The 13,549-nt window shown below is 37.5% G+C and carries 17 protein-coding genes and 1 pseudogene; 9 read left to right on the top strand and 9 right to left on the bottom strand.

Annotated features, from left to right (window positions below; all coding sequences use genetic code 11):
• Positions 1-107: 107 nt before the first annotated feature.
• On the top strand, positions 108-410 hold the full coding sequence (locus WDC_RS04250; protein WP_044010597.1) for a hypothetical protein: 303 nt from the start codon (positions 108-110) through the stop codon (positions 408-410).
• A 66-nt stretch (positions 411-476) separates the two neighbouring features.
• Here WDC_RS04250 and WDC_RS10050 read toward each other — a convergent pair whose 3' ends face one another.
• The 6 genes and pseudogenes from WDC_RS10050 to recX form a co-directional block, all read right to left on the bottom strand.
• Positions 477-1,091 carry a GH25 family lysozyme gene (locus WDC_RS10050; RefSeq protein ID WP_450088817.1) on the bottom strand — a complete coding sequence of 205 codons (615 nt, stop codon included), beginning with the start codon at positions 1,089-1,091 and terminating at the stop codon, positions 477-479.
• Between the two features lie 63 nt (positions 1,092-1,154).
• Positions 1,155-1,679: pseudogene (locus tag WDC_RS10045) on the bottom strand (hypothetical protein); the annotation flags it as partial.
• The gene (locus WDC_RS09375) at positions 1,654-2,175 is read right to left on the bottom strand and encodes a hypothetical protein (RefSeq protein ID WP_052497790.1); all 522 of its coding nucleotides are present in this window, start codon (positions 2,173-2,175) and stop codon (positions 1,654-1,656) included. The pseudogene WDC_RS10045 and the gene WDC_RS09375, both read right to left, overlap by 26 nt.
• A 242-nt stretch (positions 2,176-2,417) precedes the next feature.
• Positions 2,418-2,636, bottom strand: a complete 219-nt coding sequence (locus WDC_RS10025) for an NlpC/P60 family protein (RefSeq protein ID WP_191978642.1) — start codon at positions 2,634-2,636, stop codon at positions 2,418-2,420.
• A gap of 569 nt (positions 2,637-3,205) precedes the next feature.
• Positions 3,206-4,960, bottom strand: a complete 1,755-nt coding sequence (locus WDC_RS04235) for a 6-pyruvoyl-tetrahydropterin synthase-related protein (protein ID WP_156127000.1) — start codon at positions 4,958-4,960, stop codon at positions 3,206-3,208.
• Between the two features lie 24 nt (positions 4,961-4,984).
• Entirely contained in the window at positions 4,985-5,788 is an 804-nt protein-coding gene (recX, locus tag WDC_RS04230; protein WP_044010594.1) for a recombination regulator RecX, read from the bottom strand.
• A 164-nt stretch (positions 5,789-5,952) separates the two neighbouring features.
• On the opposite strand from recX, the gene WDC_RS04225 reads away from it, so the two are divergent.
• The gene (locus WDC_RS04225; RefSeq protein WP_044010591.1) at positions 5,953-6,159 is read left to right on the top strand and encodes a hypothetical protein; all 207 of its coding nucleotides are present in this window, start codon (positions 5,953-5,955) and stop codon (positions 6,157-6,159) included.
• Between the two features lie 27 nt (positions 6,160-6,186).
• Positions 6,187-6,429 (top strand): DUF2922 domain-containing protein, encoded by a 243-nt coding sequence (locus WDC_RS04220; protein WP_044010590.1) that lies wholly within the window; start codon positions 6,187-6,189, stop codon positions 6,427-6,429.
• Positions 6,430-6,464: 35 nt separating this feature from the next.
• Here WDC_RS04220 and WDC_RS04215 read toward each other — a convergent pair whose 3' ends face one another.
• Complete coding sequence (locus WDC_RS04215) at positions 6,465-7,361, bottom strand: YihY/virulence factor BrkB family protein (protein WP_044010588.1); 897 nt, start codon at positions 7,359-7,361, stop codon at positions 6,465-6,467.
• Positions 7,362-7,654: 293 nt separating this feature from the next.
• Positions 7,655-8,440: a type I methionyl aminopeptidase gene (map, locus tag WDC_RS04210; RefSeq protein WP_044010587.1), complete on the bottom strand. Its 786-nt coding sequence runs from the start codon at positions 8,438-8,440 to the stop codon at positions 7,655-7,657.
• Positions 8,441-8,656: 216 nt separating this feature from the next.
• Here map and WDC_RS09650 point away from each other — a divergent pair, with 216 nt between their 5' ends.
• From WDC_RS09650 to WDC_RS04185, 5 genes are all read left to right on the top strand, one after another.
• Complete coding sequence (locus WDC_RS09650) at positions 8,657-8,827, top strand: hypothetical protein (protein ID WP_156126999.1); 171 nt, start codon at positions 8,657-8,659, stop codon at positions 8,825-8,827.
• A gap of 114 nt (positions 8,828-8,941) precedes the next feature.
• A complete protein-coding gene (locus tag WDC_RS04200; RefSeq protein WP_044010585.1) occupies positions 8,942-9,127 on the top strand; it encodes a hypothetical protein in 186 nt (61 codons plus the stop codon).
• Between the two features lie 218 nt (positions 9,128-9,345).
• A complete protein-coding gene (locus WDC_RS04195) occupies positions 9,346-10,533 on the top strand; it encodes a metal-dependent hydrolase family protein (protein WP_044010584.1) in 1,188 nt (395 codons plus the stop codon).
• 226 nt (positions 10,534-10,759) lie between these two features.
• The gene (locus WDC_RS04190; RefSeq protein WP_044010582.1) at positions 10,760-11,215 is read left to right on the top strand and encodes a flavodoxin; all 456 of its coding nucleotides are present in this window, start codon (positions 10,760-10,762) and stop codon (positions 11,213-11,215) included.
• A gap of 44 nt (positions 11,216-11,259) precedes the next feature.
• Positions 11,260-11,637: a GtrA family protein gene (locus tag WDC_RS04185; RefSeq protein ID WP_404824766.1), complete on the top strand. Its 378-nt coding sequence runs from the start codon at positions 11,260-11,262 to the stop codon at positions 11,635-11,637.
• An 85-nt stretch (positions 11,638-11,722) separates the two neighbouring features.
• Here WDC_RS04185 and wecB read toward each other — a convergent pair whose 3' ends face one another.
• The gene (wecB, locus tag WDC_RS04180) at positions 11,723-12,847 is read right to left on the bottom strand and encodes a non-hydrolyzing UDP-N-acetylglucosamine 2-epimerase (RefSeq protein WP_044010578.1); all 1,125 of its coding nucleotides are present in this window, start codon (positions 12,845-12,847) and stop codon (positions 11,723-11,725) included.
• Between the two features lie 187 nt (positions 12,848-13,034).
• On the opposite strand from wecB, the gene WDC_RS04175 reads away from it, so the two are divergent.
• Positions 13,035-13,400, top strand: a complete 366-nt coding sequence (locus tag WDC_RS04175; RefSeq protein WP_082040915.1) for a helix-turn-helix domain-containing protein — start codon at positions 13,035-13,037, stop codon at positions 13,398-13,400.
• Positions 13,401-13,549 lie beyond the last annotated feature (149 nt).

The raw sequence follows: 13,549 nt of genomic DNA, 5'->3' as shown, positions 1-13,549 counted from the left end.
AATGACATAATACAAAAGGTAAATTTATCTTAGAACTAAGAATTTTAAAAAAATCCGATAAGTATACAATTATAATGTATACTTAATTTATTGGGAGGGACATTAAAATGAAAAAAATGCTTCAATTACTTACTGTGCTATTTTTGTTATTTAGTTTATCCGCTTGTTCAAATGCATCCAATTCAAATCACGATTCAAATAATTCATCAAGCAAACCTAGTAAAAAAAGCTCTTCTAGTTCTACAGTTGATTCACAGGTAAATAGTTCTACCAGTTCATCTAGTAGTTCAGATTCTACGGGTACTTCATCAAGTTCATCAGCGTCATCCTCAAATCAAAACATGATGCAAAATGGTTCAAGTGACAGTTATAATAACAAAGTAAACAATGATCCAAATGCTGGAAATTAATTAAAAAACGTATATAGCTAAAAAGGGCGATAATCAAGTTTTATGATTATCGTCCTTTTGATTTACTTACATATTAGCTAAAAGCCCGTTGTAGTCAACAGAAACATCGATATTACCACTATAACCGGGCAGATACGCTTGTGAACTCACTTGCCAAGCACCATATGAGCTATCCCAAAAAGTGTTAACAAATGGTGAATATGGATATTGTGCAATCCATGTTTTACTTTTACCAACAGTTAAAACAACGGCGTCACGATACTTGTATGAAACATATGTGTACACAACGTGATTAGTATATCCACTTGCACTCAATGTAGACCAGAATTTATTCAAATTGTTAGCTGCATTAGAGCTATAAGTTGAAGTATCTTCCATATCTGCAATTACTGTGACACTCTTCGAAATACCATATTTTTTTAAGTAAGTAATCATGTACTTAGCTTCGCTAGCAGCTGCAGTAGTAGTGCTAAATTTGGCATAATCATACACAGCCACGTTCAAGCCAGCCGACTGTGCCCTCTTTATTTGAGTTGCAGCATATGGATTGTTATATGATGAACCTTCAGTTAATTTAACAATAACAGTTTTCACACCAAGTGATTTTAAGGTATTGTAATTAGCCTGTGTTAATCCTGATTGATATGAAGAAATATCTACAGCAGTGATTTTTGGCCGCATTGGGTCACCAATTGTCCAACCGTAAACCTGACCACTCATCTTACTAGATACCGTTTTTTCTAGTAAGTATGTGTATGGATTAAAGTAGTAACTTGAAACTCCATATGTGAACCAACCGGATGCAATTTTACCACTTGATTTGAACAGATACCAACTACCCCATTGCGATTTCAAATACGCATTAGTCCGTTTAAGGTAAGTAGATTTATCAAAATAGTAGTACGATCCTGCCCACTTTTGCACGCCTGTTTGAATACGTCCATCAGAACCAAATAGATAATATCCACCCCATTGTGACTTCAGGTAAGCATTAGTCCGTTTAAGATAAGTTTTTTTATCAAAATAATAATATGTTCCAGCCCACTTCTGAACTTGTGTTTGGATGCGCCCGTCGGAACCAAATAGATAATAATCGCCCCAATTTGATTTCTTGTAAGCATTATCAACTCGTAGGTATGTTGCATGATCAAAGTAGTAATACGTTCCAGCCCAACTTTGCACATCACTTTGTCGAATACCATCCTTGAACAAATACCAATTAGTCCCATCGTTAAGATAGCCGTTAGCTTTTAAACCATTTTTGTAGAAATATTGGTGTGCCTGATTCAGTTACCCAACCATTTGCAACAGTCGCTGAGGTTGCATCAGACCTTGTTAATGTTTGTGCCACTCCTGTTTCACTATAGACACTTGCAGCACTTTCCTTCGCTGCAGTAACTTCATCACCAGTTGCGTCACCCAAATTTGTTGCACTACTTGTGGCTGTTTCATCACTGGATGAAGGTACATTAAGACTACTTGCAACATCATCACTATGCTCATTAGCACTGCTGGCACTTTCCGCATTGGATGATGTAACCGCAGTGACTGAGTTTACATTTGCTACACTATTACTATCTGAAGCTGATCCAACTGCGCTGGTTACAACTGAGCTTTCCGTACTTGATACAACATTACTATCAGTGGCATCTGCACTAGCCGCAGTAGCAATTGACAAGCTAACTCCGAAAGCTATAACCGCTAATGCCGTTGATGACCAGCTCAACGTACTTTTTATTCCTTTATATTTCCATTCTTTTTTCAAGTTCCATCCTCCACACCTTTATTAAACCTTAAAACTTTTACTTTATATTATCACAAGATAATATAAATAATCTTTACAATATTATTTCATTTGTTGTCTTGAGAAAGAAAGCATTGCCTGAAAGGCAATGCTTTCTTTAATTCAGTTTCTAAATACTATGTGGTTATTCTAACAGACACACTAGCAATTGGAGCATATGTTTTACCATATTCCTATATATTATTAACAACAAAACCGACAGCTTAAGAACGGGGAGAATCATGTAAGAAAAAAATGTTTTCAAAATATGTTTCTACATGTCCAACATTTTCCATAAAGAAGATAATTCCACGCCTCATAATACTGTGTGAGGCTTCAACACCTGACTTAAATTTAGTGTAAGTGATAGTAGATGTGTAGTTTTCAAAGCTGATTCCAGCAATGCTAAAAAACCGATGAACAAAAGGAAGACAGTCAAACAATCTTTTTACAATTAAAGCTTTGGTCCTGCCACTCTTCCAGTCTTAAGGTGAATTTCCAACCAGAGCTAACTCTGTTTCAATAGATTTTTGAATCTGTCAAGTCTTAGTTTGCATTACATCAGCGCCACCAACTCAATATATGTTATTACCATTTTTACATATCTTCTTTTTCTGCAAAGTCGGTACATGACATTAGGACGGATGATAATGAAAATACTGAACCCACAGCAACTTTAACTACTTCTGAGCGCGGAAAAATCACAATTCTGAAGGAAAGAACACGGATTGTTCAGAGCAAAAAATAGACAACAAATATCTTAATGATGGTGCAAAAGGTATCTTTTTAAAAGTTGAGTAAACCAATCAGATCTCTAAGCGTGAGCTGGATCATATTATTATTTTAACTAGTTGACTCATTTTGAAACTGAGAATTTCTATACAAAATCAAAACTGGGATGACTTTTATCTATTTGGTAACGATGTCATATTTTAACAGGTGAACCGAAAGGAATTGACATGTATTATTGCTTTGATCTTTCAATTTATTTAATCGCAACAAATATAAATACTTAATTTACATATTTATTTTTTAACTTTGTTTTAACGTAATTAAACATAGAAACTAGCATGAATAATGACCACGACAATAGATTAGTTAGCAATAATATTCTGGTTGCCTTTTCCGGAACATATTGAATAGTGAGCTTATTTTTTCCAACATTTGAATTAACTGAAACAACACCGATTTCGGAAGATTTAACTACTTTTTTTGTACCCTCCCGATTATTAACATAGATCCTGCTATTTGCATATTTAACAATAGGTAATTTAATAAATTTCTTTTTACTTCCACCATTTTTCCAAGTGATTTCAATTTTCCCATCCTTAGTTATTAGCCGTTTTGTTTTTACTTTATTTAAACTTACTTCCTGGTAATACAATACGTAGGGGTTAAGTTTATTATATGATTCACTATTATTAATTTTTTGCTTAATTGGCAAGTAGTCAGGATTTACTTTTGCAAGATATTCAAATCCTTGACCAAGATTATCAGAATTTTTAAAACCATTCTTAATTTTATCTATATTTTTTGTCAGAGGCATTGCAGCATTTCCAAATGGTTTACTAGTATTCCAGTAACTGACCACAGAACCGTAAATAGAATTTGCATTTAGAACAAGTAAAGCTGTGAAAGCTAAGAATAATATTTTGACACCAACCTTTACTTTTTTTAAATTTAAAATTTCACTTGACTCAAGCGAAATGCCCATGCTTAAGATCATTGCCACAAATGCTACAACTGAAAACCTTTCTGGAAACTGAATAAGAGTTCGAAGAAATGGAAAGTGAAATTCAGCGAATCGCCAAGGAAATAACGATGTAGACAAAATCAAAAAAAAGACACCTAACAAAGTTGTCATCTTTTGAATTACATCAATTTTTTTCCACAAAACAAATGACCTAACTACAACAAAAGCAAAAATGGCAGAATACAGTCCATAGTCAAATAAGCTAAACTGTATCGCCGAAAAATGCATTACTGAACCTGACATTTCATTTGGAAAAACAGTTAATATATGGTTATTAGCCATAACTTCAAACATTGCACCCCAAACATTACTGGTGAGCAACATGGTAATAATTGCAGATATAATCACTCTGAATACTAGTTGAGCTCTGTTTTTATTCAAAATCACGGCAACGATAGAAAATGGTATCAATACGATCACTGCTAAAAAACTAGTGAACATATGTATCTGAACTAACACTGCCATTAATAATGAAAGTTTCAAGATTGATATAGGTTTAGTCTGATCGAACATTGAAATTCCGGCAATAAATACCAGCGGAAATAATGAAGCACCAACTGCAGTAAATGAACTATTCCCAACCCAAGGCGTACACATATACATAATTGCCATTACAATTGCAATCCATTTTCTAACTTTTACTTTTCTGGCTAGTAAAAACATTGAAAGTCCAGAAACTACTAATAGCAAAAAATTTGTAATTAGTTGAAACTTAAACCAACTTTTTACTATCAGTAATAAAAAACCCATCAGATAGGATAAGTAAGGCCCATAAAGAGCATTTACAATTCGTGCCGATCCGTTAAAACCATAAAGTGATTGAAAATAACTGAAATTACCGGTTTTTATTTGTTTGTACGTTTCATAAAAACGATTCATATGAAAAACAGAATCCCCTGAAATAATAATGGCATGCTCATATATCTGGGGCAGTATTATTATGAACGAAACTACTGATAAGATTATCAAAACATCTATTTTCTTTTGTTTTATAAATAATTTAAAATTTGTCAAAATCAAAATTCTCCCATAAAATAATTATTCATCACCTGCACTACGTTCCTCAACCCACCGATTAATCTGTTCCATCGAATACCCTTTTCCATACAAACTCCTCTTTGTCCGCATAATCCGTTCACGCGAATCATACTTCCGATTACGATGCCAAATCTTCTCAGCTTGCACGTTCAGATCCTCCCATTCCTCATCCGGATCCTCTTCAATGGTAATATTATCTAAAATTTTGGTAATTAAATCGCTTTTAAATCCCTTTGTCATCATTGATTGGCGGACTTTTTGTAGTCGTGTTTTGGTTGGAAAATGGTGATAATGCTTTAACTGCTTTTCTGCCAACTTAATGCCATTTTCCATTAATTCATTTTCTGGATACTGTTCCAGCGCTCGATCAATCAAATTTTCACCAATTTTCTTCATTCTCAAGTTTTGTCTAATAATTGTGGGACCCTTATCAGACGTCAACATCATCGTTCGCACATAGCTATCCGCATAATTTTGGTCGTCAAGTAAGTTTTGGTCCCGTAATTTTTGCAGCACTTCCTCGATTACGCCATCATCTAATTCAAGTTCCTTCAGCTTGGAAATGACTTCACTTTCTGCTCGTAATTGGTGAGCGAGATAATTTAATGCCTTACTATATGCCTTAGCAACATCATCATCTGCCAAAATCACTTTCTGCAGCTGTTCATCAATCTCCATCCCCTTAGCCAAGCGAAAATTAATCAACACACTTTCACTGACAGAGAATGCATATTTTTGGTCCAAATAAATATTATAGCGACCAGGTCGTTTTTGAGTTTCGATTTTGGTAATTTTTTTTTTCATTGAAAACTCCTTAAAATGTGAATACACCAGTAATGATTATAAGCTAAGTACGGCCATTTTAAAATAGTTGCCTTAATTTGGTTTACTTTTCATTTCTCATTTCGTTATTACAAATGTAAGGCGCGGCCGCCACTTACCAAATAAACTAAAAAGGAGTTTTTAATATGATTCGAACATTTACCAACGCTAAGGTTCAATTGATGATGGTGGGAGCAGGCCATGAAAAAGGAATTGCTCGCACATTGAGTCACTTGCCTGAAGACGCTAAAGATGAACAAATTCAATCTCTCGGTGCACTATTAGAAACGATTACCCCAGATAAGTTCGACAATGCAATCGTGACCGTTTCTCACCAACTCGACCCTAAGTAAACTTAATTTTGAAAGGATGAATAGAATATGAAATCACTTAATTTATTGTTTAAAGGCAATTTAGGTAAAACCCATACTTTAAAACTGGCATATGCTAATGATAATTTGGATGCCAAAACCGTTAAAGCAACCATGGACAAACTAGCCGAACTGGATTTATTCGTTTCAAATGGCGAAAAGATCTACGCTCAACCTGTTTCAGCTAAGTACATTGAAACAACGGTTACGCCAGTTTATAGTGCCTCTGAAGAACCCGTTCCGACCGTTTAACCAAACACGCCCCACTTCCTAATCGAAGTGGGGTTTTATTTGCCTTTATGTCTAATTCTGCTGAACACATGTTCCAACAGTCGTGTCTTCTCATCAATTTTACCTTCATACAACGATTGAATTGTGGCATTCAACGTGGCTCCAATCATGACAATCATCCCCGACAAGTCGAGCCAAATCATCAAGACAATGAAGACCCCAACTGTTTTATACGAGGTCACTGTTCGCGCAAATAAATGAGTATACAGCGAAAATACTTGGGATAACAGCATCCACAAGATCGTTACTAGCAGTGCACCACCAAATACATAGCGCCATTTAACCCGTGCATTAGGAACAAAATAATAAAGCAGACAGAGGGTGATAAACAGACCACCGAATGTGATGGGCCACTTAATCGACGCCACAAATTTGATTAGGCTCATGTCAATGTGAATAATCGGCTGCAATTGCTCCAGTAATAATTGCCCAACACTAAAGAAAATAATAATTGCGGCCATAATGCCAATCACAACAATCATCCAGATAAATGAAACCACTCGGTTCACAATTGCATTTTGATTTTGTGCCACCCCATAAGCCCGATTAACACTCCGCTGAAATGCGGCTACAGCTTGGCTCGTTGACCACAAAGTCACAATCGCACCAATTGACAATAAGCTGCCACTTCCATTGCGCAAAAAATCTGAAATTAGTGGCCGAATGAAGTCATACACGGTCGGTGGAATTGCGGTCGACAAATAATTCAAGACGGTATTGGCACTGAGCCCCACCAATGGCAAAATATTACCGACCATGATGACAGCTGGAAAGATAGACAACAACGAATAGTACGCCAACACGATCGCTGATGACGAGACCTCTGCCATACCATAATGCTTGAAGAACACCTTAAAAAAAATAGTCACCTTGTTAAACGCCGACTGTCGCATAAATTGTCCCTCTCTACGTAAATTTGTTCAGTTGCTACAATTCTGATTATACACGAAGCGTATAAGTGAAACCAATCTTAGCCGTACATAGGCTTTAGATTAAGATTGCAGTTAATTTTTATTTCAACAGCTACCTAATAGTCTGTCGCTTTAATTGGTCAAACAGTGATGACGACTGTCTACCAAAAAAAAACCAGGCTGTAATATCAGTCTGGGTGTTGGTGGTTATTAAACTTGCTCAATTACATTGTTAAGTACCAGTAAGTAAAAGTTAATCGTTACAACATGAAAATTTAAAACAAATACTTAGCATCAAATTCAGGATCCTGTGAAGTCAAAATTTGAGGTCCCTTTTTTGTAATAGCTAGTGTGTGTTCATATTGACAGCTCAAACTACCATCAGCTGTTTTTGCCAACCAGCCATCTGGATCACTGGTATCTGCCTGCCATGTACCAATATTAACCATTGGTTCAACCGTAATTGTCATGCCTTCTTTTAACCGAAGTCCATGACCAGCTTCACCATAATGAGGTACGTCAGGCTTTTCGTGCATTGTGGGTCCAATACCATGACCAATGAACTCCCGCACATCCCCATAACCATTTTGATTTTCAACATAGTCTTGAATTACAGAGCCAATGTCACCAATTCGGTTACCAATCACACACTGATCAATGCCTAAATACATTGCCTTGTGGGTAACTTCCATTAATTTATTAACTTCAGGACTGGGTTCTCCAACGGCGTAACTCCAGCAAGAATCACTGAAAGCACCATCCAAATTGACAACTGTATCTACCTTGACTAGGTCACCATTTTTTAGCATCAGCTTTTTACGTGGAAAGCCATGACAAATTTCGTCATTCACACTGACACAGGTAGCGTATTTATACCCTTCAAACCCGATTTGTGCCGCAATTGCGTCGTGGCTTTCGATGTAGTGGCGACTAAACTCTTCAATTTCCCAGCTTGAAATCCCTGGTTTGATAATGTCACGCAATCCGATATGCATGCCCGCCAGAATAGCGCCAGACTTCTTCATTTCTTCAATTTCTCGTGGTGACTTCAAACTAATCATTTATATGAGACTCCTCCAACTAAATTTCTGTTCTCGATCATTATACTACTAGAATTGTTTTTGTTCATTCTGGGTGTTTTTGATCAATTTAGCTTTACTAAAATATAACAATTTTGAAGGCGATTTGTGTGGCTTTTTAGTGACGATGATTTATAATGAAGGTGAAAGAAATGTTACAGAAGTGTTACATTTTTTGGAACGAAAGGGGTGCTTATCATGAAAAAAATTATTCGGCTCAGTACCTTGCTTGTTTTATCATTATCCTTAGCCGGTTGTGCTAGTGTTAACACTAAAGCCACCGACAATTCGTCATCGTCACAAGTAACCAGCTCCAAAGCAGCAACGAAAGCAACTAAACCAAGTACCGCTACCACTAGTGTGCTTTGAGCTACTTCATCCAGTGCTGCGGTAAATAGTGCTAGTGCGAGCTCCACTACCACTGCAACTAAACCCAGTTACAGTACAAATAGTAGTTCTGCTACTTATGAGTCAGCCAAAAACATGATGCAAAATGATCCATCAGATAGCTACAATAACAAAGTTAACAACGATCCGAATGCTGGCGTCACAAGCTCCAGTAGTAGTGCTACCTATGAATCAGGTAAAAACATGATGCAAAATGATCCTAGTGATAGTTACAACAATAAAGTTAATAATGATCCAAACGCTGGTGAGTTGATTAATTAGAAGCAACTCAGTAAATCCAAAAAGCCCGTTAATTACAAATTATTGTAATTAGCGGGTTTTTTCATCAAATATTAATTTACCATAATGTTACTTATCTCCGCTACTTTACACTTCTCACACTTAAATCTTATTTGTAATAACTACTCTCATTATGATAGTTTGTTCATAATAGTTTAATCGATTTTTAATTAAACTAAAAATCAAGGGAGATCTTACTTTTGAGCACAACTACTTACTATAATTTTAATTTATTCGATGGCGTACATAACAAAGTCAGTCCTGAATCCTGGTTCACCGTTGACGAAAACGGCAAACTAGTCGCTTTGGGCACAGGCACACCTGCCGGCCAAGCGGATAGCAGTGTTGATTTAAAAAATCAATACGTCATGCCCGGTCTGATTAACGCCCACACACACATCACAATGAACCCTACTCGTGGAGATGGTGGCACTGGCGCTAACGTTATTGAGACGACTGTTCGAGCCGTTTCTAACCTACATGATTTACTGAAATCTGGCGTCACTTACATCCGTGAATGTGGTAGCTCATTTGATATTGATATCACATTGAACCAACTACGTGAGAACCATCAACTAGACCACGTTCCCAACATTATGCCCTCCGGTCGCCCATTTTCAATGACTGGTGGTCATGGTGATTTTCCTAACTTTGGTCATCTGGTCGATTCTCCTGATGAAATGCGCAAGGCTGTTCGCCAGGGCCTAAAAAAAGGTTCAATGGCCGTTAAAATGATGGCTACCGGTGGCGTTATGACTCCTGGTGACTTTATGGATGACCCTCAACTGACTGTAGCTGAAATGAAAGTTGCCGTTGAAGAAACACACCATAAGGGCCGCATTATTGCTGCCCATGCTGAAGGTAACCCAGGTATCATGAATGCGATAGTCGCTGGTGTTGATTCAATTGAACATGGTTTTTATGTTAACGAAGAAGAAATCAAATTAATGCTCGAAAAAGGTACTTACTTAACTCCAACGTTTGTGGCTGACTGGGCTATTCCTGAATATGCGGTCGGTAAGTTACCTAACTGGGAAATAAAAAAGGCTGCTGATGCATTGGATGATTTATACAAAAACATTATGCATGCCTGGCATGAAGGCGTTAAAATCACATTAGGTACCGATGCTGGAACACCGTTCAATGACTTTACTATGACCCCAGTTGAACTCGATTTGATGGTGCAACAAGGAGCAACAGCATTTGAAGCACTGCAAACTTCAAGTCAAAATTCCGCCTCACTAATGCGAATTGACGACGAATATGGTACCTTGGAACAAAATAAGTTTGCTGATTTTCTTGTGTTAAATGATAATCCACTAGAAAACATCAAGGCTGTGCAACAAGCTGGTAAGCAAGTTTATCAACACGGCGTTCGCCAATATTAAACTACAGTGCTGAATTATCCTAGGTATGCCGCTTTTAGTCACGACTACCTACAAAGACTACTAGTCTAAGCTGCAAGATAGGAAATCAAACTTTCCTATCTTTTTTTGCACAAATATTTATTAAACAACCATCATATAATTATTCCTTTTACATCCAATGTTGTTGTGTTCCGCCAAATTCTGGTATACTATGTTGATTGAATTTTAAACGGAAGAAGGAGTTAATATGGCCAGCGCATTAGTTGTATTCGCAACCATCACCGGTAATAACGAGGACGTCGCCGATATCGTTACCGAAGCATTTGAAGACCTCGATGTCGACGTGGAAGAGGTTGAAATCACTCAGGCTGATCCCAGTGATTTTGCGGATGTTGATATTTGTGTGGTTTGTCCCTACACGTATGATGAGGGTGCTTTACCTGAAGAAGGACTTGATTTTTACGAAGACCTACAGGAAATGGAGCTCGCTGGAAAAATTTATGGAGTGGCCGGATCTGGTGACACGTTTTATTTAGACGATTACAACGTGGCGGTCGACAAGTTTGCGGCTGCCTTTGATAAATCAGGCGCTACTCGCGGCGCTGACCTTGTGAAGATTGATTTAGAACCAGACACCGATGATATCAAAACTTTGACAACCATGGTCGAACAGTTGGTTGCTAAAGCGAATACCACGGACTAACCGGAGGAGATATTGTGGTAACTTTATTTAAAAAATATCAATCGATGATTGCCTATATCTTTTTCGGTGGCGTCACCACACTAGTTAACTTGGGCGTGTTTGCTGGGTTAGATGGCTTACATTGGAATTACCAGCTTGCAAACGTGATTGCTTGGTTTTTATCCGTGTTGGTGGCCTATTTAACTAATAAGGTCTGGGTGTTTTCATCTCATTACACAACGGTTAAAGCGTTTATCGTTGAGTTCCTCGAATTTTATTTTTTTCGAGCGCTCACCCTAATTATTGATATTATTATCCTGTACATTGGCATTTCACTGTTGCATTGGAATGCGCTGGTCGTTAAGTTAATTGATAACGTGCTTGTAGTGATCGTGAATTATGTTTTTTCCAAATGGTATATCTTTAAAACAGTAAAAAAATAATAAGCTGCAAATAGGCTGAAGCAAAAAAATTACGTTTTTGCTTCAGCCTCATTTTATTTTCAGAACGTGAGAAACACCATTTTTTTCAATGTTCATTATCAAAATAGTTTTGTACTGCTGTTACAATTCTGGCTGCAGCGCGACCATCCCCAAATGGATTCGGTGCCTGCGCCATTTTTTTGTACTCCCGATTATCATTCAACAACTCAAACGCTGCGCGCTGAATTTCTTCTGGGTAAGTTCCAACTAACCGAACAGTCCCGGCTGTCACACCCTCTTGACGCTCTGTCTCAGACCGCAATACTAACACCGGCTTATTCAGCGTTGGTGCTTCTTCTTGAATACCACCTGAATCCGTCAAGATCAGGTAACTGCGGGCGGCAAAATTATGAAAATCGAGAACATCTAGCGGTTCAACTAAATGAATTCGGTCACGTTTCCCTAACAAATCCTTGGCCATTGCCTCCACGTCAGGATTTGGATGGACTGGATAAATCAATTCAACGTCTGGATTAGTTTCGACAACATCTCTGATTGCATGGAAAACACGCCGCATAGGTGCACCGAGATTTTCACGGCGTTGCATGGTTAATAATAGAATACGATGATTTTTGGGGATTTGATCCAACACTGGGTGATGATAATCCGCTCTTACGGTATATCCAAGTGCATCCACGGATGTATTACCAGTGACAAAAATATTTTCAATTGAGTGATGCTCTGCGAGTAAGTTATCCCTGCTCATTTTAGTCGGGGCAAAGTATAGATCGCTGACTACATCTGTCAAACGGCGATTCATTTCTTCAGGAAATGGGGCATATTTGTCGTATGTGCGCAATCCCGCTTCAACGTGGCCCACAGGAATTTTATGGTAAAAGGCAGCAAGACTAGCAGCCAGCGTAGTCGATGCATCCCCGACCACTAAAATCATGTCTGGCTGTGCCGCATTAATCACGTTGTCTAAATGGTGTAACATTTTACTAGTACGTTCACTCAAGCTTTCACGTGGTTGCATTGTGTTGAGATCAAAATCTGGCTCAATCGCAAAAAAATTCAACACCTGATCCAGTAAGCGACGATGTTGAGCTGTGACAACCACTACAGGTTCGAATTGTTCTGGCAGTGCACGCATGGCAGTAATGATTGGTGCCATTTTAATAGCGCCAGGGCGCGTCCCAAAAATGGTCATAATTTTATGCGGTTCTGCCATTGATTTCACCTCTCAATTTCTTAAGCTTTTCTTAATATTATTTTACTACTTTGTCTAAAAATTAGCACCTGAAACACTAATTAAAGCAATGAATTATTAGAGATGGTAACGCCCTCAATTAGAAGTCGATGAGGATTTGCAAAATCAGCTTGCTTTTCTAGCATATGAAATGGGATGATGATAATTAATTACGATAAAGAAAGAGGTAATTACACTGGTAAGAGAAAATCGACCTGCACTAGCTTTAAAGATTGCAGAGTTAAGAACTAACCATAATTTGACCCAAAAAGATCTAGCTGAAACTTTGCACTTCTCAAAACAAGAGATTAGCAACTGGGAAACTGGATTAAAAACACCACGAATCAGTGCACTAGCGAAAATCGCCCATTTTTTTAACGTCACAGTTAGCGAACTTTTGGACGAACAAGTCGATCCAAAGCAAATTGATTATACAGCACGGATCTTGGCTGCCCACCTGGATGCTGACATAACCGAGGATGAATTACATAAAATAACTGATTTTATGGACCAATTTGTCCACGAACGCGCTTAATTATTGTTTAATAAAACAGATCATTATTAACTGAAATAACAGCTTATTGTATGACACAACTAGTTTTACAATTGTTAATTGCAATATACAATTAGCATGGTAGCTTAAATAATTAACATATTACCAATAAAGGCTCTACCATATCTAAT

Source organism: Paucilactobacillus wasatchensis, from assembly GCF_000876205.1.
Classification (GTDB): Bacteria; Bacillota; Bacilli; order Lactobacillales; family Lactobacillaceae; genus Paucilactobacillus; species Paucilactobacillus wasatchensis.
This window is presented reverse-complemented; position numbering and strand designations above follow the sequence as displayed.